The 23,092-nt window shown below is 64.6% G+C and carries 18 protein-coding genes; 11 read left to right on the forward strand and 7 right to left on the reverse strand.

All coding sequences use genetic code 11. The features are described from left to right. Positions 1-502 precede the first annotated feature (502 nt). The 3 genes from LC062_RS19850 to LC062_RS19860 are packed head-to-tail and all read left to right on the forward strand — an operon-like array spanning position 503 to position 5,341. Positions 503-1,486, forward strand: coding sequence for an HlyD family secretion protein (locus tag LC062_RS19850; RefSeq protein ID WP_224912771.1), 984 nt, complete (start codon positions 503-505; stop codon positions 1,484-1,486). Further along, complete coding sequence (gene rbbA, locus LC062_RS19855; RefSeq protein WP_224912773.1) at positions 1,483-4,212, forward strand: ribosome-associated ATPase/putative transporter RbbA; 2,730 nt, start codon at positions 1,483-1,485, stop codon at positions 4,210-4,212. Before LC062_RS19850 ends, rbbA begins: the two co-directional genes overlap by 4 nt. Before the next feature lies 1 nt (position 4,213). Further along, positions 4,214-5,341 (forward strand): ABC transporter permease, encoded by a 1,128-nt coding sequence (locus tag LC062_RS19860; RefSeq protein ID WP_224912775.1) that lies wholly within the window; start codon positions 4,214-4,216, stop codon positions 5,339-5,341. A gap of 39 nt (positions 5,342-5,380) precedes the next feature. Here LC062_RS19860 and LC062_RS19865 read toward each other — a convergent pair whose 3' ends face one another. Then, entirely contained in the window at positions 5,381-6,952 is a 1,572-nt protein-coding gene (locus LC062_RS19865; protein WP_224912776.1) for a phytoene desaturase family protein, read from the reverse strand. Positions 6,953-7,063: 111 nt separating this feature from the next. On the opposite strand from LC062_RS19865, the gene LC062_RS19870 reads away from it, so the two are divergent. Genes LC062_RS19870 through LC062_RS19890 form a run of 5 tightly spaced genes read left to right on the forward strand, consistent with a single transcriptional unit; the run spans position 7,064 to position 13,651 of the window. Continuing rightward, positions 7,064-7,855, forward strand: coding sequence for a cyclase family protein (locus LC062_RS19870; protein WP_181760626.1), 792 nt, complete (start codon positions 7,064-7,066; stop codon positions 7,853-7,855). A 6-nt stretch (positions 7,856-7,861) separates the two neighbouring features. Continuing rightward, a complete protein-coding gene (locus LC062_RS19875) occupies positions 7,862-9,460 on the forward strand; it encodes a phytoene desaturase family protein (RefSeq protein WP_224912778.1) in 1,599 nt (532 codons plus the stop codon). Continuing rightward, entirely contained in the window at positions 9,457-9,945 is a 489-nt protein-coding gene (locus tag LC062_RS19880) for a MarR family winged helix-turn-helix transcriptional regulator (RefSeq protein ID WP_224912780.1), read from the forward strand. Before LC062_RS19875 ends, LC062_RS19880 begins: the two co-directional genes overlap by 4 nt. 8 nt (positions 9,946-9,953) lie before the next feature. Continuing rightward, the gene (locus LC062_RS19885; protein ID WP_224912783.1) at positions 9,954-12,104 is read left to right on the forward strand and encodes a thiamine pyrophosphate-dependent enzyme; all 2,151 of its coding nucleotides are present in this window, start codon (positions 9,954-9,956) and stop codon (positions 12,102-12,104) included. Then, the gene (locus LC062_RS19890; protein WP_224912784.1) at positions 12,101-13,651 is read left to right on the forward strand and encodes an indolepyruvate oxidoreductase subunit beta family protein; all 1,551 of its coding nucleotides are present in this window, start codon (positions 12,101-12,103) and stop codon (positions 13,649-13,651) included. Before LC062_RS19885 ends, LC062_RS19890 begins: the two co-directional genes overlap by 4 nt. A 59-nt stretch (positions 13,652-13,710) precedes the next feature. On the opposite strand, the gene LC062_RS19895 is transcribed toward LC062_RS19890, so the two are convergent. The 6 genes from LC062_RS19895 to LC062_RS19920 all read right to left on the reverse strand — a co-directional run bounded on the left by LC062_RS19895 (position 13,711) and on the right by LC062_RS19920 (position 19,124). Beyond that, positions 13,711-14,484 (reverse strand): DeoR/GlpR family DNA-binding transcription regulator, encoded by a 774-nt coding sequence (locus LC062_RS19895; protein WP_224912785.1) that lies wholly within the window; start codon positions 14,482-14,484, stop codon positions 13,711-13,713. Between the two features lie 19 nt (positions 14,485-14,503). Next, positions 14,504-15,574, reverse strand: a complete 1,071-nt coding sequence (locus LC062_RS19900) for an ABC transporter ATP-binding protein (protein ID WP_224912786.1) — start codon at positions 15,572-15,574, stop codon at positions 14,504-14,506. A 21-nt stretch (positions 15,575-15,595) separates the two neighbouring features. Further along, a complete protein-coding gene (locus LC062_RS19905; protein WP_224912787.1) occupies positions 15,596-16,471 on the reverse strand; it encodes a carbohydrate ABC transporter permease in 876 nt (291 codons plus the stop codon). Further along, positions 16,471-17,373, reverse strand: coding sequence for a carbohydrate ABC transporter permease (locus LC062_RS19910; protein WP_224912788.1), 903 nt, complete (start codon positions 17,371-17,373; stop codon positions 16,471-16,473). The genes LC062_RS19905 and LC062_RS19910 overlap by 1 nt, the downstream gene beginning before the upstream one ends. 84 nt (positions 17,374-17,457) lie before the next feature. Next, entirely contained in the window at positions 17,458-18,762 is a 1,305-nt protein-coding gene (locus tag LC062_RS19915) for an ABC transporter substrate-binding protein (RefSeq protein ID WP_224912789.1), read from the reverse strand. Between the two features lie 17 nt (positions 18,763-18,779). Beyond that, positions 18,780-19,124: a hypothetical protein gene (locus tag LC062_RS19920; protein ID WP_224912791.1), complete on the reverse strand. Its 345-nt coding sequence runs from the start codon at positions 19,122-19,124 to the stop codon at positions 18,780-18,782. Between LC062_RS19920 and LC062_RS19925 the strand changes: the two genes are divergently transcribed. From LC062_RS19925 to LC062_RS19935, 3 genes are all read left to right on the forward strand, one after another. Further along, a complete protein-coding gene (locus tag LC062_RS19925) occupies positions 19,095-19,874 on the forward strand; it encodes a phosphodiesterase (RefSeq protein WP_224912793.1) in 780 nt (259 codons plus the stop codon). The two genes, LC062_RS19920 and LC062_RS19925, sit on opposite strands and share 30 nt — an antisense overlap. Positions 19,875-20,496: 622 nt before the next feature. Continuing rightward, positions 20,497-21,783, forward strand: a complete 1,287-nt coding sequence (locus LC062_RS19930; protein WP_224912795.1) for a TackOD1 domain-containing metal-binding protein — start codon at positions 20,497-20,499, stop codon at positions 21,781-21,783. Beyond that, complete coding sequence (locus LC062_RS19935; RefSeq protein WP_224912796.1) at positions 21,783-23,084, forward strand: glycosyltransferase; 1,302 nt, start codon at positions 21,783-21,785, stop codon at positions 23,082-23,084. The genes LC062_RS19930 and LC062_RS19935 overlap by 1 nt, the downstream gene beginning before the upstream one ends. Positions 23,085-23,092 lie beyond the last annotated feature (8 nt).

Consider the following 23,092-nt stretch of genomic DNA (forward strand, 5'->3'; position numbering starts at 1 on the left):
CGACAGCTCAAGGCGCCGGCCAAACCCCGGCGCCGCCGTCGTTGTGGGAGCTATATACCCACCGCCCCCGCAAACCGTCAAGCCCGACACCCAGAAAAAAACGCAAGACCCCAAAAAACACACCAAGCACACCCAACCCCTTGTGAACAACACACCCCGACAAACACAAAAATACAAACAATCTCAACATCTTGAAACTATCAACAGCCGCAAATCCCCAGCCAAACGCCACCGCAACAGCCCCCGCTTCCCCCGCCAAAACCCACCCAAAACACCCAAAACGCACAGCCAAACAAACCACAAACGTCAAACAAACGTCATCGGAAGCCGCCAGGATCAACGATTAAACTCAAGAGAACCGCGACACGTTGCCCACCGCTCCGCCACACGCCGGTGCCCCGTTGACCCAGGTCAACACATGACCGAGGTTTGTTCGCTATTCCCCTGTCCAGGGATGGGCCCCAGCACCGCTGATCGGCGCCCGGTTTTCAGCGAGAGAAGAATGTCCAAGACCCACTGGCTTATATTGCTTGTCCTATCGGCCGCTCTTGGCCTGGCGGGCTTCTTTGCCTGGCAGCACTACGCGGCGCCTTTACTCCCAGAAGGGATCGTCTCATCCAACGGGCGCATCGAGGCAGAGCGCATCGACGTTTCCGCCAAGCTTCCGGGCCGCGTGGCCGAGGTCTTCGTCTCGGAAGGTCAATGGGTGACCGCCGGCACCCTGGTCGCGCGGCTCGACACGCTGGAGGTCGACGCCCAGCTGCATCAGGCTGAAGCCATGGTCAAACAGGCGGAACAGCAGAAGCTCCAGTCAGACGCCCTTCTGAAGCAGCGCGAGGCCGAACTGGAGTTCGTCAAGCTGGAGGTCACGCGGACCGAACAGCTCGCCGCCAAGGGCCACGCCACCCAGCAACAGCTCGACCAGCTCAAGACCGCCCAGGCCAGCGCAGCCGCGGGCGTTGCCGCAGCTGAAGCGGGCATTGACCTCGGTGTCGCCACCATTGCCTCGGCCAAGGCCTCGGTGGAGCGCCTGCAAAGCATCAAGGACGACGCCTCGCTGTTCGCCCCCCGCGACGGCCGGGTTCAGTATATCCTGACGAAGGCCGGCGAAGTCGTGGGAGCCGGCGGCAAGGTGGTGACGCTCACCGACCTCACCGACATCTACATGACCATCTTCCTGCCCGCACGAAATGCCGGGCTGCTGGCGGTCGGCGCCGAGGCCCGGCTGATCCTCGACCCGATCCCGGACTACGTGGTGCCGGCACAGGTGAGCTTCGTCGCCAGCACCGCCCAGTTCACCCCCAAGTCGGTGGAAACCGCCGATGAGCGCGATCAACTGATGTTCCGCGTCAAGCTGAGCATCCCACCGTCCCTTTTGGCGAAATATCAAGAGCAGGCAAAGGCCGGCGTCGCCGGGGTTGGCTATGTCCGGCTCGACGCCAAGACTGACTGGCCGGACTGGCTTCAGGTGAAGCTGCCGCAATGACCCCCGCGCCGATCGTCCACCTGTCATCGGTGAGCCACCGCTATGGGGCGACCTGCGCCCTGGATGACGTGACACTGGACATCCCGGCGGGCTGCATGGCGGGCCTGATCGGCCCGGATGGCGTGGGCAAGTCGACCTTGCTTGCGCTGGCCGCCGGAGTGCGCCGGCTGCAAACCGGCGCAGCCACCGTTCTGGGCGGCGATATCACCATCCGCGCCCATCGGCGGTCCTGCAATCACCGGATCGCCTATATGCCGCAAGGGCTCGGCCGGAACCTCTACCCGACACTCTCGGTCTACGAGAATCTCGACTTCTTCGGCCGGTTGTTCGGCCAGCCGGAGGCCGAACGCCGTGCCCGCATCAACGAGCTGCTGCGCGCCACCGGGCTCGACCCGTTCCCGGACCGGCCCGCCGGCAAGCTGTCCGGCGGCATGAAGCAGAAGCTGTCGCTGTGCTCGGCGCTGATCCACGACCCGGACCTGGTGATCCTTGATGAACCGACCACCGGCGTCGATCCCCTGTCGCGCCAGCAATTCTGGGACCTGATCGACCGGATCCGCGCGGAACGCCCGGCCATGAGCGTGATCGTCGCCACCGCCTATATGGAAGAGGCGGAGCGCTTCGACTGGCTGGCGGCCATGTCCGCCGGCAAGGTCATCGCCACCGGCACCCCGCAGGAGATCCGGGACGCCGCGCACCAGCCGACGCTGGAAAAGGCCTTCATTGCCATGTTGCCCGAGAGCGAACGCCAGGGCCACCGGGAGGTGGTGGTGCCGCCACGCATCGCCTCCGACGGCCCACCGGCCATCGAAGCACGCGGCCTGACCCGCCGTTTCGGCGATTTCGTCGCGGTCGATCACGTCGACTTTAAGATCGGGCGCGGTGAGATTTTCGGTTTCCTCGGCTCGAACGGCTGCGGCAAGACCACGACCATGAAGATGCTGACCGGCTTGCTGCCGGCCAGCGAGGGCGAGGCGCTGCTGTTCGGCGAAAAACTCGACGCAAGAGACATGGAGACCCGCCAGCGGGTCGGCTACATGTCGCAATCCTTCTCACTCTACAGCGAATTGACCGTCCGGCAGAACCTGGAGCTGCACGCTCGGCTCTATCATCTGCCACCGGACCACCACGAGACACGGATCGCCGAGGTTCTGACGAGCTTCGACCTCACCGAGGAAGCCGATCTGCGGCCCGAAGGCCTGCCGCTTGGCATCCGCCAGCGCCTGCAATTGGCCGTCGCCGTGCTGCATTCGCCCGAAGTGCTGATTCTCGACGAGCCGACATCGGGCGTCGATCCGGTCGCCCGCGACGGGTTCTGGCAACACCTGATCAAACTGTCGCGCGAAGACGGGGTGACGATCTTCGTCTCCACCCATTTCATGAGCGAGGCGGAGCGCTGCGACCGCATCTCGCTGATGCATGCCGGCAAGGTGCTGGCCATGGGCGCCCCGCAGGAACTGACCGAGAGCAAGGGCGCGGCAACCCTTGGCGAGGCCTTCGTCGACTATCTGCGTGCGGCCGCCGGCGAGGACAGCACCGACACCGCGCCCGCCGCCCCGGCGCAGCCCGCTACAGCCACCGCCCCGGCAGCGGAACGGCGGTTCGACCTTGCCCGCCTGTGGGCCTTCGCCCGGCGTGAGACCACCGAGATCCTGCGTGACCGGATGCGGCTTGCCTTTGCCTTTCTCGGGCCGATCATCCTGATGCTGACCTTCGGCTACGGCATCTCCTTCGACGTGCAGGATCTGTCCTATGCGGTCTATGACCGGGACCGGACAGCGGAAAGCCGGGAGCTGCTGGAGAGCTTTTCAGGCTCCCGCTACTTCTCCGAAAAACCGGAGGCCAGCAGCGTCAGCGAGCTGGATGCCCGCATGCGCAATGCCGAGCTGGTGTTCGCGGTGGAGATCCCCCCTGGCTTCGGCAAGGCGCTGGTCAGCGGCGAGCGGCCAGAGGTACGGGTTGCGGTGGATGGCGCCATGCCCTTTCGCGCCGAAACGACGCGCGGCTATCTGCAAGGGCTGGCGGGCGCATATCTGAACGACCAGATCGAACGCCGCTACGGACGGACGGTCGATCTCTCCGCCGCCAGCGTCGAAACGCGCTTTCGCTACAACCAGTCCTTCAAGAGCGTCTTTTCCATGGTGCCTTCCGTCATCATGCTGATGCTGGTGCTGATCCCCTCAATGATGGCGGCCATGGGCGTGGTGCGGGAAAAGGAAACCGGTTCGATCGCCAATTTCCGCTCAACCCCGGTGACCCGCGCCGAATTCCTGCTGGGCAAGCAACTGCCCTATGTGGTGATCGCGCTGATCAGCTTCGCCTCACTGGTGCTGGTCTCCTATGCGGTGTTCGGCGTGCCGATCAAGGGATCAGTCGCCGCCCTGCTTGTCGGCACTCTGTTCTATGTCTTCGCCACCACCGGGTTCGGCATTCTGATTTCCACCTTTACCCGGACCCAGGTGGCGGCCACCTTCGCCACCGCCGTGGTGGCGATCATCCCGGCGGTCAATTTCTCCGGCCTGTTGGTGCCGGTCTCCTCGCTCGAAGGCGGCGCCCGGTTCTTCGGGCTGGCCTTCCCGGCGGTCTGGTATCAGCAGATCAGCGTCGGCACCTTCACCAAGAGCCTCAGCTTCGCGGAGCTTTGGCAGGACCACCTTGCCCTTGCCGGCTTTGCGGTGCTGTTCATTGCCATTTCCATCCTGGCCCTCAAGAAGCAGGAGGCATGACATGACCCGATGGCTCTCCAATGTCTTCCGCCTGGGGCTGAAGGAACTGCGCAGCCTGTGGGCCGATCCGGTTCTCATCCTGTTGATCGTCTATGTGTTCAGCATCGCGGTCTATTCGGTCGCGACCGGTGCCAAGCTGGAGGTGACCAACGCGGCAGTCGCCTATGTGGACCAGGACCGCTCGGCCCTGACCGGGCGGATTCTCGGCGCGATCCTGCCGCCGCAATTCAAGGCCGCCGAGGAAATAGCGGCCGATGAAGTCGAAGAAGCGATGGACAACGGCCGCTATGTGTTCGTGCTCTCCTTCCCGCCGAGCTTTGAAGCGGATGTCCTGGCCGGCCGCAAGCCGCAAGTGCAATTGAACGTCGATGCAACAGCCATGGCTCAGGCAGGCAATGGCGCGGTCTTCCTGCAACAGATCATCCGTGCCGAGGTTGCGAAATTCGTCTCCCGTCTCGATGAGACGCCGGAGCTGCCCATCGATCTGGTGGTGACCACCCGCTACAATCCGAACCTGAACTCCGTGTGGTTTTCCTCGGTGATGCAGGTGATCAACAACATCACCATCCTGTCGGTGCTTTTAACCGGTGCCGCGCTGATCCGCGAACGCGAGCACGGCACCATTGAGCATCTGCTGGTCATGCCGGTGACGCCGTCCGAAATCATGGTCGCCAAGATCTGGGCCAACGGACTGGCGATCATCGTTGCCGCCATTTTCTCGCTCTGGCTGGTGGTGCAAACCCTGCTTCAGGTGCCGATCGCCGGATCGATCCCGCTCTTTATCTTCGGCGCGGCGCTCTACCTCGTCTCGGTGACCGGGCTCGGCATCCTGCTGGCGACCTTCACCAGCTCCATGCCGCAATTCGGACTTCTGGCCCTGCCGGTGCTGGTGGTGATGAACCTCCTGTCCGGCAGCACCACACCGATGGAAAGCATTCCGGACTGGCTGCAGTTTCTGATGCAGGCCGCGCCCTCAACCCATTTCGTCTCCTTTGCCCAGGCGATCCTCTATCGCGGCGCCGGATGGAGCACGGTGTGGCCCGACATGTTGGTGATGGTGGGGCTCAGCGGGGTGTTCTTCCTGATTGCCCTGCAGCGGTTCCGCAAGACCATGGCCACCATGCATTAGCGCCGGTTCTGGACGGACCAGGGGCTCGCCACTCCTGAATCACTTGCCCACAAGCTTGCGCGCCAGCAGGTAGCCCGAGCCAGCGCCGGTTCCCGCCCCCGGCCAGACCGCCGCGCCGGTCATGTGCAGATTGCGGATGGGGGTCGACCCATCCGCCGCGCCCACCGCCGGGCGGAAGACGAAATGCTGCGACAGGTGATGGCTGCCGCAGATCTGATCACCGCCGACGAGATTCGGGTTCGCCGCCTCGAACATCGGCGGGGTTACCACATGCCGGGCAAGGATCCTGTCGCGGATCCCCGGCGCATACCCATCGAGAATATCGAGAACACGCTCGGCCATCGGCTCGGCGGCCGTCTCCCAGTCGCGCGCGGCAATCCGGCCGGCGGCATCGCCCTGGATGTCTCCCGGCACCATGCGCACCTGCAGCCAGAGCACATGCTGTCCCACCGGCGCGCGACTGTCGTCGAATACCGTCGGCTGGCCGGCAACGATCACCGGTTCGTCGGGCAGCAGCCCGGCGCGGGCCTGCTGATAAGTGCGCGCCATCTGGTCGAGCGAGGGGGCGAGATGCACATAGGCAAAGCGCCGCAGCACCTCCCCGGCCCGCCAGTTCGGTAGGTCCGACAAGGCCAGGTGCAGCATCATCGTCCCCGGCGCGTGGGAAAACCGCGTCATCTTGCCATCGAAGGCAGGCTTGCCCGTGCCGCCGGTCAGCCGCACCAGAGCGCCGGGCGCGACGCCGGCGATCACCGCCCGCCCCGCCGAAAAGCGCCGCCCGTCGGCCAGCTTTACCCCGGACGCCTTCCCGCTCGAATGCAGGATCCGCGCAACCGGTGCCTCGCACTCGACAACGCCGCCACGGGCACGGATCGCCGAGACCAGGGCGCGGGTCACCGTGTCCGCACCGCCCTTGCCGATCACCATGCCGAAGGCCTGCCCCGCCATGCCTTCCAGATACGGGAACACGGCACCGCCGGAAATGTCCGGCGCATAATCGAGATGCATGCCCCAGGCGCCGAGCAGCGCTTGAACCTTGGGATGTTCGAAGGTCTCCTCCAGCCAGGCACGCGGTGACGACGCCAGGAACCGCGCGAACTCCAGGCTGCCGCGCAGGCCCTTCGCCCTCAAAACCTTGAATAGAAAAGATGCAAATGCATTTATTTTCATCGACGCACCGAGAAGCCGCAGGATATGCTCCGCCTCCCCGTCGAAAGCATCGGAAAGCCTGTCCCAGGTCTGCGCGTCGACCTCCGACAGTTCCGCAATGCGCGCGCGCGTCGCCGCCGTGTCGGTCTCCACGCCCAGCCAGCCGTCGTCAGGGAAGACCGAGGCGAAAGGCCGGTTCACCGGAACGAACTCAAGCCCGTTTCGTGCCAGCTCTTCCGCATAATCTCCGTGAAACTTCGACCCGGCGAACAGGGAGAGGTTCATCGCCGCGAAATCATGGCGAAAGCCCGGAAGGGTGTAGGCGCCGCTGCGCACCGCCCCGCCCGGTTCGGGCGCCTGCTCGAATACTGCGACCCGCCAGCCGCGCGCGCAAAGATGCAGCGCGCAAGCCAGCGCATTGTGTCCCGCCCCGACCAGTATGGCGTCGAATTTACCGTCCATGAGATCCTCCGTCGCCGTCGATAGTTGCAAATGCATATATAATTGTCTAGCGTGCTCAAACGTACGGCCGTTGGAGGCGGCCAGACGGTTTGACCTTGGGAGGAATCTGGAATGGACGCGAATTCGATCGTCGCCAATCTTGGCGCGCAGCTTCTGGCTGGAACGGTGAAGGTGGTGGATTGCTCGGGCACGCTCGGCCCCGACACGCCGATCCTGCAATTGCCGGAAGACTTCGCCAAGAACACGCCAAAGGTCGAGATCCACAAGATCAGCGAATATGACGAGGACGGCCCGTTCTTCGCCTGGAACTGGATGGTTCTGGGCGAGCATTCGGGCACCCACTTCGACGCCCCGCATCACTGGGTGACCGGCAAGGACTATCAGGACGGCTTCACCGACACGCTGGACGTGCAGCGGCTGATCGCACCGGTCAACGTCATCGATTGCTCGAAGGAAAGCGCCGAGAACGAGGATTTTCTGCTGACCGCCGATCTGGTCAAGGCTTGGGAAGCCGAGCATGGCGAGATTGGCAAGGGCGAATGGGTGGTGATGCGCACCGACTGGGACAAACGCGCCGATGACGAGGCGAAGTTCCTGAACGCCGACGAAACCGGCCCGCACAGCCCCGGACCGACGCCCGACTGCATCGAATATCTCCTGTCGAAGGGCATTGTCGGCTGGGGCTCGCAGTGCATTGGCACCGACGCCGGCCAGGCCGGCGGCATGACCCCGCCCTTCCCGGCCCACAATCTCCTGCACCGCGACAATTGCTTCGGGCTCGCCTCGCTGGCCAATCTCGACCAGCTGCCGGCCAAGGGGGCCATCCTGATCGCCGCGCCGCTCAAGATCGCCCATGGCACCGGCAGCCCGATCCGCGCCCTGGCGCTCGTGCCGCAAGGGTAAATCCCGGTGAAGGCGGACCACGTCATTATCGGTTCCGGCATCAACGGCCTTGTCGCCGGCGCGCTGCTTGCGCGCAAGGGCGACAGGGTCGTGGTGCTCGAACGCGCCGAAGTGCCAGGTGGCTGCCTGCGCACCGGGGAAATCACCCTGCCCGGTTTCCACCATGACATCATGGCGGCAACCTTCGTCTTGTTCCTGACCTCCCCGGCCGGGGCCGAACTGGCCGAGGATCTGGAACGGCACGGGCTTTGCTACTGCCACAGCGCCCACCCCACGGCGGTTCTGCGCCCCGATGGGTCGGCGCTGGTGCTGACCACCGACCGGCAGGCCAATATCGCCGCCTTCAACGCCCGCGCGGCTGGCGACGGCGACCGCCATGGCGCGATTGTCGGCCAGATCGAGGCGGATGCCCCGTTCCTCTTTGCCCTTTTGGGCGGTCGCCTCTGGAGCTGGCCGACGCTGAAGCTGCTGTTCGGGCAGATCCGCAAGCGCGGCCTGCGCGGGCTGGCCACCTGGTTCGGCACGGCTCTGGCGCCGGCACGCGGCTGGCTGGAAAGCGACTTTGCCAGCGCCGATATCCAGGCCCTGTGGGCGCCCTGGGTGCTGCACACCGGCTTGACGCCGGAAAGCACCTATTCCAGCCAGATGGCCAAGGTCATCGCCTTCGCGCTGGAAGCTGCCGGCGCGCCGGTGGTCAAGGGCGGAGCAGGTGCTGCCGCACAGGCCTTCGTCCGGTTGATCGAGGCCCATGGCGGCGAGGTCCGCTGCGGCGTCGATGTCAGCCGCATCCTGGTGGAGAACGGGCGCGCCTGCGGCGTCGAGACCACCAGCGGCGAACGGCTGGAGGCGCAAACCGTGCTCGCCTCGGTCGCTCCCGATCAGCTCTATGACCGGCTGCTGCCGCAGGATCCCACAGATACGTCCCCGTCCCCCGACCTGGCGCCCTCCCTGGCGCCCGACCGGGAGGCCAGCCGCCGGTTCCGTCATGGCCGGGGCAATTTCCAGCTCCACTACGCCCTCGATGCCGCGCCCGACTGGTGCGCCGAGGGGCTGGACGATGTCGCCCTCATTCACCTTGCCGACGGCATCGATTCCGTGTCCAAGGCCAGCAACGAGGCAGAGCGTGGCCTCCTGCCGGAAACGCCGACGATCTGCGTCGGCCAGCCGCACCGGCTGGACCCGAGCCGCTGCCCCGAGGGCAAGGCGGTGCTGTGGCTGCAGGTGCCCGATGCGCCGCGTGTCATCAAGGGCGATGCCGCCGGCAAGATCACTGGGCGGGAGTGGGACGAGGCGACGCGCGAGGCCTTCGCCGACCGGCTGGAGGAAATCCTGCGCCGGCATATCCGCAACTTCGACCAGATCAAGCGCGCCCGCAAAGCCTATTCGCCCGCCGATCTGGCGGCGCTCAACATCAATCTTGTCGGCGGCGATCCTTATGGCGGCGCCTGTTCCATCGACCAGTTCTTCATCTGGCGCCCCTTCGCCCATTCGGTGAACGGCAAGACCGGGGTCAAGAACCTCATCCACATCGGCGCCTCCACCCATCCCGGACCGGGACTTGGCGGCGGATCGGGCTATCTGGCGGCGAAAGGACTGGGAGCATGACAGCACCAACGGATGCCGGCGGCCCGCAGGAAGAGGCGCCCCGCCTCGGCGAAATCGGCCTGGGCGGCTTCGCCCCCTACCTGATGAACCGCATCATGGCGCGCTACAATGCCTCCTTGCGCGAAGATGTCGCCGAGCTCGGACTGACCACGCCGAAGATGCGCACCCTGGCGGTGCTCGCCGTGATGGACGGGCTGTTGATCCGCGAGCTTGCGGTCCATGCGGTGGTCGAGCAATCGACGCTGAGCCGGGCGCTCGACCAGCTTGCCGCCGAGGACCTGATCCGCCGCGAGGCCGATGCAAGCGACAGCCGTGCCACCCGGGTCTTTCTGACCGCCGGCGGGCGCGCGGCCTTCGACATCATGTGGCCGCATATGGCGGCGGCGCATGAACGCATGTTCCAGGGCATTGCCGACGACGAACGGCGCGCCTTCGTCGGGACCTTGCAGAAAATGCTCACCAACATTCGCAAACACGAAATCTGAGGTTTCCCATGGCCGAACGTTCCTTCAAGGCGGAAGTCGAACATCTGCGGCTTGGCGCAGGCGAAACCTTCACCGGCGAAGGCATCCTGGCGATCACCAAGGCCCTTCTGGAAAACGGCGTCGGCTATGTCGGCGGCTACCAGGGCGCGCCCATCAGCCACCTGATGGACGTTCTCGCCGATGCCGAAGAGCTCTTGAGCGAACTGGGCGTGCGCTTCGAGGCCAACGCCTCGGAAGCCGCCGCCGCCGCCATGCTCGCCGCCTCGGTCCATTACCCCATCCGCGGCGCGGTGACCTTCAAGGGCTCGGTCGGCGTCAATGTCGCCTCCGACGCGCTGGCCAACCTGGCCTCTTCCGGCGTCACCGGCGGCGCGCTGGTGATCGTCGGCGAGGACTATGGCGAAGGCTCCTCCATCATGCAGGAGCGCAGCCACGCCTTCGCGATGAAATCCCAGTTCTGGCTGCTGGACCCGCGCCCCAACCTGCCCTCCATCGTCAAGGCGGTGGAGCAGGGCTTCGAGCTGTCGGAAGCCTCGAACACCCCCGTGATGCTGATGGTGCGCATCCGCTCCTGCCATGTGACCGGCAGCTTCGAAACCAGGGACAACCAGCGCCCGCCGCTGACCGTGCGCGAGGCCCTGTCAGCGCCGAGGCGCGATTTCAACCGGGTGGTGCTGCCGCCCATGTCCTTTGCCCATGAACAGGACAAGGTGAACAACCGCTGGCCGGCGGCAGAAAAATTCATTGTCGAGAACGGCATCAACGAGCGGTTCGGGCCGGAGGGCGCACGGATCGGCATCGTCTGCCAGGGCGGCATGTACAACGGCGTGATCCGCGCCCTGCAACGGCTTGGCCTGGCCGATATCCTCGGCCAGACCGACGTGCCGCTTTATGTGCTCAACGCCACCTACCCGCTGGTGGAATCGGAATTCATGGCCTTCTGCGAGGGCAAGGAAGCTGTACTTGTGATCGAGGAGGGCCAGCCCGAATTCATCGAGCAGGCCCTGTCGACCATGCTCTACCGCGCCGGCTCGGATGTGCGGCTGCACGGCAAGGACATGCTGCCGATGGCCGGCGAATACACCGGTCAGGTGATGCTCGACGGGGTCACCGCCTTCCTGCGCGCTCATGCACCGGACATGCTGCCCGGCCAGGTGCGCGCGCCGAACAAGCCCGCGCCGGCGACGCCGGACCTCTCCTCCACCGTGCCGATCCGCCCGCCCGGCTTCTGCACCGGCTGTCCAGAGCGGCCGATCTTCGCGGCAATGAAGCTGGTGGAGAAGGAACTGGGCCAGCATCAGATCAGCGCCGACATCGGCTGTCACCTGTTCGCCGCGCTCCCCCCCTTCGAGATCGGCGGCCAGACCATGGGCTATGGCCTCGGCCCGGCCTCGAACGCGGCCTTCGACGGCGGCGGCGAGAAGCGTGCCATCTCGATCATTGGCGATGGCGGCTTCTGGCACAACGGCCTGTCCACCTCCATCGGCAACATGGTGTTCAACAAGTCCGACAGCCTCGCCATCGTCGTCGACAACTACTATTCGGCGGCGACCGGCGGTCAGGACATCCCAAGCTCGCGCGCCGACAATCCGACCAAGGCGACCAACAACCCGATCACCGACGCGGTGAAGGGCATTGGCGTGAAATGGGTGCGGCAGGTCGACCGCACCTATGACGTGGCGCGGATGCGGCAGGTGATCCGCGAGGCGCTGACCACCGGAGAGCAGGGGCCGAAGGTCATCGTTGCCTCCTCCGAATGCATGCTCAACCGGCAGCGCCGGGAGAAGCCGCAACGCGCGAAAGCGATCAAGGACGGCCGCCGGATCGAGGCCCCCCGTTTCGGCGTCGATGAGGACGTGTGCACCGGCGATCATGCCTGCATCCGCCTGTCGGGCTGCCCGTCGCTGTCGCTCAAGCGGCTGGACGATCCCTTGCGCGATGATCCGGTGGTCGCCATCGATCACACCTGCGTCGGCTGCGGCAACTGCGGCGAGGTCGCCGAAGCGGCGGTGCTGTGCCCCAGCTTCTACCGCGCCGATGTGGTGCACAATCCGACCGGCACCGAGCGCTGGTTCGCCCGGTTGCGCACCCGCCTGATCGACTGGCTTCAGACCCGGCGCGCGAACCGGCGCCTGACCTTTGTGGAGACTGCCCGATGAGTGTCGAAACCGCCCTCGCCCCGCGCATTCCCGATGCCCGGATGGGCCAGGTCATCAAACTTGCCGTCCTCGCCGTTGGCGGTCAGGGCGGCGGCGTTCTCAGCGGCTGGATCGAGAAGCTGGCGCGCGCGCAGGGCTATGCCTGCCAGACCACATCGGTGGCCGGCGTCGCGCAGCGGACCGGCGCCACCATCTACTATATCGAGATGGCCCCGGTCGCCCCCGGCGAAACGCCGATCTTCTCGCTGGCCCCGGCCTCCGGCGATGTCGATATCCTGATCGCGGCGGAGATCATGGAGGCGGGACGGGCGATCATGCGCGGCTTCGTCACCCCGGATCGCACCACGCTGATCGCCTCGACCCACCGCGTTCTCGCCGTCAGCGAGAAGATGGTGCCCGGCGACGGCATCGCAGATGCCGATGAGGTGATCGCCGCCGCAGAGACGGCGGCCCAGCGCGCCGTTCTGCTCGACATGGAGCGGCTGGCGGTGGACAACGGCTCGGTGATTTCCGCCTCGCTGTTTGGCGGACTGGCCGGCTCTGGCGCCCTGCCGTTCCCTGAAACCGCCTTCGAGGACGCCATCCGCGCCGGCGGCAAAGGGGTCGACGCCTCCTTGCGCGCGTTCCGCGCCGCAGCCGCTGCCGCCAGGGATGGCGATCAGCCGGTCGCCCCCGCCGCGACGGACCGTCCCGCCGCAGCGATGGTCGGACCGCAGCGGCTGCAAAAGGACTGGGAGGAGCTGGAGAGCCAGTTGCGCAATCTGCCGGGCGCGGTCGCCGAGCTTGCCCTACCCGGCCTGCGCAAGGTGGTCGATTTTCAGGATCTGGCCTATGGGCGGGAGTATCTCGACCGGCTTGAGCGGGTCGTTGCCACCGATGACGCGGAACACGGCTTTGCCCTCTCCCGCGAGGCGGCGAAATACATTGCCAACGCCATGGCCTATGACGATGTGGTCCGCGTGGCGGATCGCAAGACCCGGGCGGCCCGCTTCGACCGCATCCGCCGGGAAATGTTCGTCAAGGACGACAAGGTGATGCAGCTCACCGAGTTTCTGCATCCGCGCGCGGAGGAAATCGCCGGCCTGTTGCCCGCCCGCCTTGGCGCCAAGGTCGAGGCCAGCCCGAAATGGATGGCCCGGCTTGATCGCTGGTTCTCCAAGGGGCGGCGCATTCGCACCGACACCCTGCGCGGCTTTCTGATGCTCTACATGATCGGGGGCTTACGCGGCTGGCGTCGGCGCACCCATCGGCACGCGCTGGAACAGGCCCATCTGGACGACTGGCTCGCCCTGGCGCTGCGCACCAGCGAAAAGGATTACCAGCTCGGCGTCGAGGTCGTGCGTACCCGGCGGCTGGTCAAGGGCTACTCGGACACGCACACGCGGGGTCTGTCCAAGTTCGACCGGGTGCTGGCGATGTTGCCGGCGCTTCAGGGGCGCGAGGATGCCGCCGACTGGCTGCGGCGCCTGCGCGAGGCCGCCCTGCTCGATGAGGAGGGCAAGGCGCTCGACGGCGCGATGCGCACGGTGGAAAGCTTCGCCGCATGAACCGGCCCCGCTTCGCGGAAGTGCCCGGAACCGGTCAGGGCATGTGAGGGGACGCCCCCTCACCCCTCTTCGTCGTGCCTCCCGTCCGCCAGCAGCAGATGCCCGTGTTCAAATTCCGCCGCGATCTCCGGCGGAACCCCATCAGAGACCAGGACGTCGATCGCCGACCAGTCGCAGACGTGAATCAGGCCGGATTTGCCGAATTTGGTCGCATCCATCAACAGGATGGTCTGATCGGCGAGCGGGATCATCGCCCGTTTGAACTCCGCCTCGAACAGATCGAAATCGAGGCACCCCCGCGCCGCGCCGGCCACCACCGAGGTGACGAAATAGCTCGGGGTGAACTGCGACAGGAACTCGATCGTACCGGCGCCGGTGATCGTCCGGTCCTCGGCGCGCAGTTCCCCTGCCGGCAGGATCAAACGGTGCCGGCTGTTGGCAGCCAGGAAGATCTGCGCGATCTCCAGCGAGATCGTCAGGATCGTCATCGGCTCCCGGTGCACCAGCTCGCGGGCGAGAAAACAGGCGGTGGAGCTGTTGTCGAGCAGCACCGTCGCCCCCTCCCGGATGAAGCCGGCCGCCCGCACCGCGATCCGGGTCTTCGCCTCGACCTCCTCGCGCAAGCGCCGGTCGAAGGGTGGTTCGGTGCGCGGGATCGACAGCCGGACGCCGCCGTGGAACTTCTCAACGATCCCGTCCGCCGTCGGCCCCTTGAGATCCCGCCGGATGGTCTCGTCGGACACCTCGAAGGTCTCCGCCAGTTCCGTGATCGCCGCTTTCCCCCTGATCTTCAGCAGTGCGAGGATCTGGGTCTGTCGCACCGTGAGTGCCATGGGGTTCCCTCCTGTCCGCTCAGCCTTGACGATCAATCGCCTGCCCGGTTCCAGCGTGAAAGAGCCGCACGCGCGCCAGGTCGAAGTCAAGACCGACCTGCTCCCCCGGCTCAGGCGCATCGGCGACCGCGCTACGCACGGTGATCCGGTCCTCGCCGAGCGCGACCTCGACCAGCGCCTCGGCGCCGATCAGCTCGCTGCGCTCCACCTGCCCCCGGGCCATGCCCGCCGTCCGGGAGAAGCTCACCTCCTCCGGACGCACACCGAGGATGACGTCGGAAGGAAGCTCCGTGCCGCCTAGCGCCACTCCGGCGGCAAACCCATCGTGGCCGAGCACACCACCGGCATCCGCGCGGCACGGCAGCAGCGCCATCTCCGGCGAACCGATGAAGGTGGCAACGAAGGTGTTGGCCGGCCGCATGTAGACGTCCATCGGCACGCCCACCTGCTGCAATTCGCCCTTCGACATCATCGCCACCCGGCTGCCCAGCGTCATCGCCTCGATCTGGTCATGGGTGACATAGATCACCGTCAGCCCCAGTTCGCGGTGCAGCCGCTTGAGCTCACCGCGCATCCGGTTGCGCAGCTTGGCGTCGAGATTGGACAGCGGCTCGTCGAACAGGAACACCTTGGGCTTGCGCACCAGCGCCCGGCCGATCGCCACCCGCTGCCGCTCGCCACCGGACAGCTCCTTCGGCCGGCGGTCAAGCAGATCGGTGATATGCAGGATCTCCGCCGCCTCGCGGATCCTCCCGTCGATCTCGGCCTTCGACAGCCGCGTGGTCTTGAGCAGGCCGAAGGCCATGTTGCGATAGGCGGTCATATGCGGATAGAGCGCATAGGACTGGAACACCATGGCGATATCGCGCTGTTGCGGCGGCGCGTCAGTGACGTCCCGCCCATCGATCGTCAGCCGCCCGGCGGTGATGTCCTCCAGCCCCGCGACCATGCGCAGCGTGGTGGATTTGCCGCAGCCCGACGGGCCGACCAGCACCATGAATTCCTTGTCCTCGATTGTCAGATTGACGTCATGAACGGTCTTGCGGTTGCCGTAGGACTTGCAGACGTTCTGTAGAATGACGGTGGCCATGAAACGGTCTCCGGATGGGCGTCACTTGACGCCGGTGTGCATGAAGCTGTCGATGAAACGGCGCTGGAAGATCACGAAGGCAAGCAGCAGCGGCGAGACGACGATGACCGTTCCGGCCATCAGCCGGGTCCAGTCGGCGCCGCTGTCCGACTTGGCAAGCAGCCCCAGCCCGATCGGCAGAGTGCGCACGTTGTCGGAATTGGTGACCAGCAGCGGCCACATGTAATCGTTCCAATGGGTCACGACGGAGATGATGCCGAAGGCGATCAGCGTCGGCTGAACCAGCGGCAGGAAGACATGCCACAGGATGCCGAAATGGCCGCAGCCATCGAGCCTTGCGGCATCGGACAGCTCCTGCGGCACCTGCCGGAACGACTGGCGCAACATGAAGGTGCCATAGCCGGAGGCGACGAAGGGCACGATCATCGCCGGCAGCGTGTTGATCAGGCCGAACTCCCGCAAGGTGATGAAATTCGTCAGGAAGATCGCATAGATCGGGAACATCACCTGTAAAAGGAACAGGCTGAACAGCAGCCGTTTCAGCGGAAACTCCAGCCGGGCGAAGGCATAGGCGGCAAGAGTGATGGTGACGAGTTGCGCCGCCAGGATCGAGCCAGTGACAATGATCGAGTTGATCAGATAGGTGCCGAATGGCGCCACCGCGAGCGTTGCCGGGTAGTTGGCGAAGTTCAGCGCCTGCGGCAGAAACCCGGCCTCCGGGTCGAACACCTCGGCCTTGGTCTTCAGCGAGGTCAGGACGATCCAGATCAGCGGGCTCATCCACAACAGCGCGACCGGCAGCATGATGAATTGCAGCCAGTTTCCCTTGAGCCGGGCGAGAACGGACCGGCGGCGCGGCGCATGGGCGGCAGGTTGTGCCTCGGAAATGGCGGTCATCAGCGCTCTCCCAGGTAATGGACGCGGCGGCCAAGGGTCACCGACACCAGACCGATCAGCCCGAGAACGAACACCAGCAGCGTATTGGCCAGGGTCGAGGCATAGCCGATGTCCTGATACTGGAAGCCGTTCTGGTAGATGTAGAAGGTCAGCACGTTGGTCGCGTCGGCGGGACCACCCTGCGTCATGACATAGACGTAGTCGAAGATCTGGTAGCTGTGCAGCAGACCGATCACGATGACGAAATAGAGCGTCGGCGAGATCAGCGGCACGGTGATGTGAATGAGCCGCTGCGGCGCGCTTACCCCGTCGAGCCGTGCCGCCTCGTAGAGGTCCGAAGGCACCAGCTTCAGCGCCGCCAGCAGGATCAGCATGAAATAGCCGGAGTATTTCCAGATGCTCATCAGCATGATCGCCGGCAAGGCCCATTTGCTGCTGTAGAGCCAGTCGAGCCGCGGCAGGCCAAGAAAGGTCAGCGCCTCGTTGATCGGCCCGTATCCCGGTGCATAGAGGAACACCCAGACCATGCCGGCCGCCACCGAGGGGATCATCACCGGATAGAAGAATGCCGAGCGATAAAGCCCGATACCGCGCAACTTGCTGTCGAGCGCCACCGCCAGCAGCAGCGCCACCAGAATCGCCAGGGGAATGGTGATCAGCGTGTAGAGGGCCGTGTTGGCGAACACCTTCCAGAACAATCCGTCATCAAGCAGACGCAGGTAATTCTCCGCGCCCAGCCAGAAGATCTCCGGGTCGCCGAGCACCACGTCATGCAGGCTGAACCAGATCGAACGCAGGATCGGCCAATAGGTAAAGACCGCGAGAAAGACGAGCGAGGGGAAGAGGAAGGCATAGGCCAGCAGCGCCTCGTTCCGGCGTGCCCGCGCCACGTTGAGCGACATGTTCGAAGACCTCGATGCGGATCGGAGAAAGCGAAACGGCGCGGGCCGGAAAGGCCCGCGCCGCAAAGGTTCGAGATGCCGGGATCAGCCCTTCTGACGCCGCAGCAGGCGCTGGATCTCGCGGTTCGAGTTGGTGTTGGCCTCGATCAGCGCCGCATCGGGCTTGATCTCACCGGCCAGGGTCCGGTCGAGCGCGCTCTTCAGGTATTCGCGCACCCGATGATAGCCCGGGACCTGCAGGAAGGCGCCGGCGAAGGCGGCCTGCTCGAGCGCGATCTTGGCCTCCGGCACGTCCTGCAGATAGCTCTGCATCTCGGCCGATTCCCAGGAGGACTTGCGCACGGCGAGATAGCCGGTGGCCTTGCTCCACTTGGCCTGGTTGGCGGTGTTGGTCATCCACCGCGCAAAGGTCCAGCTCGCTTCCTTCTGCGCGTCGGTCTGGTTCTTGGCAATCATCAGCGGACCACCGCCCTGGGCCGCGCCATAGGTCTTGTTCTTCGGCATGAACGCAACGCCAACCTCGAACGGCGCCGAGGTGCGCAGGTTGGTGAGCGAACCGGTCGAGTGGTAGAGCATCGCCGTCTGGCCGGCCATGAAGTCATTGGCGGAGCCCTGCCAGGTGGACGCCGGTGCCATCACCCCGGCATTGACCATCTTGACCCAGAACTCCAGCGCGTCGATCGCCTCGGGCTGATCGAACAGCACCTTGTCCTTGCGCCACGGCACCAGCTCGTTCTGGCGGCAGTAGCATTCGAACATCCAGTCGTGCCAGCCGCCGCCGATGATCAGACCCCAGCGCTTCAACTCGCCGTTTTCACGGATCGTCAGCTCCTTGGCCACTTCGAGAAGCTCGTCCCAGGTGTCCGGCGCCTTGGCGATGCCGGCCGCCCGGAAGGCGTCCTTGTTGTAGTACAGCACCGGCGTCGAGGGCTGGAACGGCAGGCCGTAGAGCCGGTCGTCGGAAACGCAGGTATTGAGGAAGCCCGGCAGGAAATCCTCGTAGATGTCGTCATTGCGGGCCAGATCCGTCACGTCTTCCAGCGCGTCGAGGCCGAGGAAGGTCTGCAGCGCCGAGTTGATCGGCAGCCAGAGGGACGGCGGCGCGCCGACGCCAAGGCTCGTGATCACCTTCTGCTCGGTATTGTCGTAGCTGCCGGCATAGATGGCCTCGACCTCGATGCCCGGATGCTCGGCGTTGAACTGGGCGATCATGCCGGAGACGATCTTGTTGATGTCCCCCGACACACCGACCGGATACATGAACTGCAGCTTGACCGTGTCGCCGGCCATGGCCGGACGGATCAGACCGGGCATCAGGCCGGCAAGCGGTGCCATAGCGCCCATGCCGAGGAGTTGCCGCCGCGAGATGTTGGATTTTGTGGAAGTCATGCCAGAATTCTCCGTATTCATGTGGGAATCCAGTCTTCATCCGCGCCATCCCGTCGGCTGACTGCCAGGAAGGTTTCGCCGAAACCCGGCATCTCCCTCTGAAAACCAGTGACTTTATCGGCATTTTTGCGAGAAATCGGGAGCAACTCCCGATCGCCCCCCATCAGGCCCCCGATGACGGAATAGAAGGATTCGAGGCGCAATTTCGTCACTTTCCAAAACAGTTTTGTGACGCAGCCGTATTTTTTGCCTGTCCACCAACACGCCCCCTTGCCTGCGGCGAATGCGGGCGGATAGATGCAAGCGGCGACGACAACAGGGGCGAACAACGGATGTTGATTGCGCAGATCAGCGATTCTCATTTCCTCGCCGGCGGCAAGCGGCTCGCCGGACGTTTCGACACCGGCGCTGCCTTCGCCCGGCTGATCGACAGCCTGGAGCGCCAGACATCGCGTCCCGACCTGATCCTGTTCTCCGGCGACCTGGGGGAGGATGCGACGGTGGAGGAATATGCCGCCGTCGGCGCCGGACTGCGCCGCCTCGGCATTCCGGTACTTGCCGTGCCCGGCAACCATGACGCCCGCACCCCGATGCGCGCCGAGCTTCCCGACATGCTGGGCGTGACCGACACCGGGCACCTCTGTCTGCTGGAGGAGCGCTTTCCGCTGGCGGTGATCGGCCTCGACACCCTGGTCGAAGGCAAGCCGCATGGTGAGCTCTGCCCCGCGCGCCTTGCCTGGCTGAAGGCGACACTGGAGCGGGTCGCCGGTCGGCCCGTGTTGATCTTCATGCATCATCCGCCGATGACGACCGGGCTCCGGCACATGGATTCCATGGGGCTCCTCGAAGGGCGCGAGGCGCTGGCCGATCTGGTCGCGGACCATGGCGCGGTCGAGGCGATCCTGTGCGGGCACATGCACCGGACCATTCAGGGCCGATGCGGCAGCGTCCCGGTGCGGGTCGCGCCATCGGCCTCGCATCAGATCGCCTTCGACCTCCGGCCGGAGGAACCCTACCGGTTCAGCACCGAGCCGGCGCAGTACATGATGCATCTCTGGCAGGAGGGTGCCGGGCTCGTCAGCCATGCGGTTGCCGTCGCGCCGGCCGAGTAGCGCTATTCCTGTCCCTTCGCAGGCTCCGGCACAACCTCCGGAACCTCTCAGGAAACGACACCGCCGAGCAGCGCACCGCCGCCCGACCTGCCGCATCACGTCCCGATAGGACCGCATCCGCCGCACTGAGACTGGCCGGTCGAAAGCCTCCGCATGCCTCCCCCGATCGGCTCTCCCGGTTCTGTAGCCTGCGGGTTGTGACACCATACGAAGGGGGGTGTCCCTACGTCCAAAGGACAGCAACCTAAACCATTCGAACTACGCCCAGATCGCATCAACAAGAAAATAATAATAAAAAGACTTATTCAACCCATCAATTAAGCCAGAAAACCAAGGAAAATAGGAAATACCATAAGCACCCCCCGACATGACTACACAACCATAGAATAATATTCGACGAAATAATTGAATTAATTAACAAACAGTAAACGAAAATTATTGCGATAAATTCGGATTCATGCGGGAATATCCGAGACCAACGATCCCGAAGAAATTCTCGCATGCTTTCCTCGTGCCTCACCTTCAGAGGGGGAAAGCGGGCACGTCTCGAAGCGCAGACGCCGTTCCGGCGATCTGGACGCTCGATGATTGACTGTAACCGCGTGACATCAGGCAGCGTCCCATGAACACAGTTTTGCGTCTGCGCCCGACCGAGAAATTCCATTGCGTGCTTTTTCCGCGCGACGACAATATTGCCATACCGGACGGATGGACCAAGAGCAGCATCGATAGCGGCGACTGGCCCTTTACCATTGTCATGACGACGCCGCTGGCCGACCCGCTGATCGACCGGCTCCTCAAACGGGTCAACGACCCGCTGGTCCCGTTGATCAGCCTCCTGCCGGATGATCGCGACTGGTTCGATGCCTCCGGCCCGGGCTGCTGGGAGCAGGCCCTTGCGATCACCGAGCGGCTGGAGAAGTTACCCGAGCAAATCCGCAACTCGGCCAATCCTGAAGACATTATCCTGGCCCGGCTGCATTCGCGCGGTGCCGACATGACGGCAAGCTACAATACGACCCAGCAGGGCATGGTCAGCTATGCCGTGCTCGGCGGCCGGCTCGACGCTCCCGCCGAAGCAGCCAACAAGCTGGTACAGCGCGATTACCTCAGCCGCAGCTTCTTCGATCGCCTGCACATCTGCCCCCAGTGTCGTGGTTCGGCGCTGAACGTTCGCGAAGAGTGTCATGCTTGCCGCTCCCCGCAGATCGAAGAGGAGGCGATCGTCCATCACTTCCGCTGCGGCTACGAAGGTCTTGAAAAGACATTCAAGCGCAGCGATGGCGGCCTGCAATGTCCCCAATGCAACGACATGCTGCGTCACATCGGCCTCGACTACGACAAGCCCGGCTCGGCGATCGAATGCCTGTCCTGCAACTGCATCAACGACACACCCGCCATCGGTTTCGTCTGCATGAGTTGCCGGGCGTGGCACGATGCGGCGCAAATGCCGGTGCGCGACTGGTTTTCCTACAAGATAACGCCGGCCGGAACGCGAACCGTTTTCGCCGGCGGCGTCGGCGAACTCGCGCCGCCCAGCCGCTCTGACACCTTCAAGCTGATCCTGCAGCAGGCCCTTCAGCACGAAACCGCCTTCCAGACCCCCTTTCAGGTCTTAAGAGGCGTGTTCGGCGGCGATGCCGCGACACGGACCCACAATCTGCGCCTTGCCAGCCGAACCGAAGACCTGGTCATGGACGTTCTGCGCAGCGCCCTGCGGCCGGTCGACACCGTGGCCCGTCATGACAATGGCGTTCTCATCCTGCTGCCGCATATGGACAGGGACGGTATCGAGCCCGTCCTTACTGAAATCGCCCAGCGCATGTCCGAAGTGGTGCGCACCGATCCGGGCCTGCGCTTCGACATCCTCTCCCGGCGCGAAGCGGAACAATTGCTGGAGGAGTTGTGATGGACGCGCTCCACGGTCCCACAGATGTCCTTGGCGCATTGGACTGGCACACCAGCCTGGCGATGTTCTGGTTCATGGTGCTCCTGGAAATTCCCCGCTTCACCTTCGCCTTCCTTGTGGTCGCCGGACAGAAGCTGGCGCAGGCGCTACGCCCTGGTTCCGGGCGATCCATGGCGGATGAATTGCTGCTGGAAAATCTGAAGGTGAGCATCGTCGTCGCCGGTCACAACGAAGCCCATGCCATGCGTGCCTGCATCCGATCGCTGCGCGAGCAGACCCGGCGGATCGATGAGATCATCTGCGTCGATGATGGATCGACGGACGGCATGCGCGAGGTGCTGGCGCAGCTCCGCGCTGAGGGGCTGATCGACATCGCCCTTTGCAACCAAGACCGCTGCGGCAAGGTCGCCGGCGCCAACCTCGGCATGATGCTCGCCTCCGGCGACATCATCGTCAATCTGGACGCGGATTGTTCTTATGACCGCGATGCAATCGAGCTCTTGATCGCGCCCTTTGTCGATCCGAACGTCGGGGCGACCTGCGGCAGCATCGGCATTCGCAACCACACCGCCTCGGTCGTCGCCTCCTACCAGGCAATCGAGTACATCATCAGCATCGGCCTTGGCAAACGGGTGCAGGAGTTTCTCAACATCGTCACCTGCGCGTCCGGGGCCTTTGGCGCGTTTCGCCGCGAATGCTTTCATCAGATCGGCGGCAACGAGCCAGCGTCCGGCGAAGATTTCGACATGACCATGCGCATTCGCCGGGCAGGCTGGTCCGTGCGTTTCGTCGCCGACGCCTGGTGTTTCACCGATGCCCTTCCCACCTTCGGCGGCCTTGTGCGACAGCGCCGGCGCTGGGACCGCGACACGGTGCGCATCCGCCTGCGCAAATTCCGCAGCTCCTTCCTGCCGACGAGGCGGAGTTGGAGATCGCTGGAGACTGTCGAGCAGTTGGAGTTCCTCATCATGACCCTGGTTCCAACGCTCGTCTTCCCGCTTTACCTCGGCGGAATGCTGCTCTTTCTCGGCTCCGGTCTTGTCTTCATCATCGGCGCCGTGGCGCTCGTCTATATCGCTCTGGAAGTCTGCGCCTTCCTGCTTGCGGTCTTCATTTCCGGCCGTTTCCCGGCAAGAACGGTGCTCGAACTGCTGCCCTTCCTCCTGACCAGCGGCCTCTTCAACGGCGGTGTGATGCGACTGGTCCGGCTCTACGCCTATTTCGAGGAATGGGTGTTCCGCACCTCGAAGGACGATCGCTATTCGCCAAGCCGCGTCCAGCGCATCGCCGCAATCTATTGAGGCCATAT

It is taken from the genome of Stappia indica (genome assembly GCF_020177335.1).
GTDB classification, from domain to species: Bacteria; Pseudomonadota; Alphaproteobacteria; order Rhizobiales; family Stappiaceae; genus Stappia; species Stappia indica_B.

Excerpts from the sequence above, each read along its gene's own strand:
- LC062_RS19870 (WP_181760626.1), top strand. The coding sequence starts at position 7,064 with ATGGACGCGAATTCGATCGTCGCCAATCTTGGCGCGCAGCTTCTGGCT.
- LC062_RS19885 (WP_224912783.1), top strand. The coding sequence starts at position 9,954 with ATGGCCGAACGTTCCTTCAAGGCGGAAGTCGAACATCTGCGGCTTGGC.
- LC062_RS19910 (WP_224912788.1), bottom strand. The coding sequence starts at position 17,373 with ATGTCGCTCAACGTGGCGCGGGCACGCCGGAACGAGGCGCTGCTGGCC.
- LC062_RS19905 (WP_224912787.1), bottom strand. The coding sequence starts at position 16,471 with ATGACCGCCATTTCCGAGGCACAACCTGCCGCCCATGCGCCGCGCCGC.
- LC062_RS19895 (WP_224912785.1), bottom strand. The coding sequence starts at position 14,484 with ATGGCACTCACGGTGCGACAGACCCAGATCCTCGCACTGCTGAAGATC.
- LC062_RS19860 (WP_224912775.1), top strand. The coding sequence starts at position 4,214 with ATGACCCGATGGCTCTCCAATGTCTTCCGCCTGGGGCTGAAGGAACTG.
- LC062_RS19865 (WP_224912776.1), bottom strand. The coding sequence starts at position 6,952 with ATGGACGGTAAATTCGACGCCATACTGGTCGGGGCGGGACACAATGCG.
- LC062_RS19920 (WP_224912791.1), bottom strand. The coding sequence starts at position 19,124 with ATGAGAATCGCTGATCTGCGCAATCAACATCCGTTGTTCGCCCCTGTT.
- LC062_RS19915 (WP_224912789.1), bottom strand. The coding sequence starts at position 18,762 with ATGACTTCCACAAAATCCAACATCTCGCGGCGGCAACTCCTCGGCATG.
- LC062_RS19925 (WP_224912793.1), top strand. The coding sequence starts at position 19,095 with ATGTTGATTGCGCAGATCAGCGATTCTCATTTCCTCGCCGGCGGCAAG.
- LC062_RS19850 (WP_224912771.1), top strand. The coding sequence starts at position 503 with ATGTCCAAGACCCACTGGCTTATATTGCTTGTCCTATCGGCCGCTCTT.
- LC062_RS19900 (WP_224912786.1), bottom strand. The coding sequence starts at position 15,574 with ATGGCCACCGTCATTCTACAGAACGTCTGCAAGTCCTACGGCAACCGC.
- LC062_RS19930 (WP_224912795.1), top strand. The coding sequence starts at position 20,497 with ATGAACACAGTTTTGCGTCTGCGCCCGACCGAGAAATTCCATTGCGTG.
- rbbA (WP_224912773.1), top strand. The coding sequence starts at position 1,483 with ATGACCCCCGCGCCGATCGTCCACCTGTCATCGGTGAGCCACCGCTAT.
- LC062_RS19880 (WP_224912780.1), top strand. The coding sequence starts at position 9,457 with ATGACAGCACCAACGGATGCCGGCGGCCCGCAGGAAGAGGCGCCCCGC.
- LC062_RS19890 (WP_224912784.1), top strand. The coding sequence starts at position 12,101 with ATGAGTGTCGAAACCGCCCTCGCCCCGCGCATTCCCGATGCCCGGATG.
- LC062_RS19935 (WP_224912796.1), top strand. The coding sequence starts at position 21,783 with ATGGACGCGCTCCACGGTCCCACAGATGTCCTTGGCGCATTGGACTGG.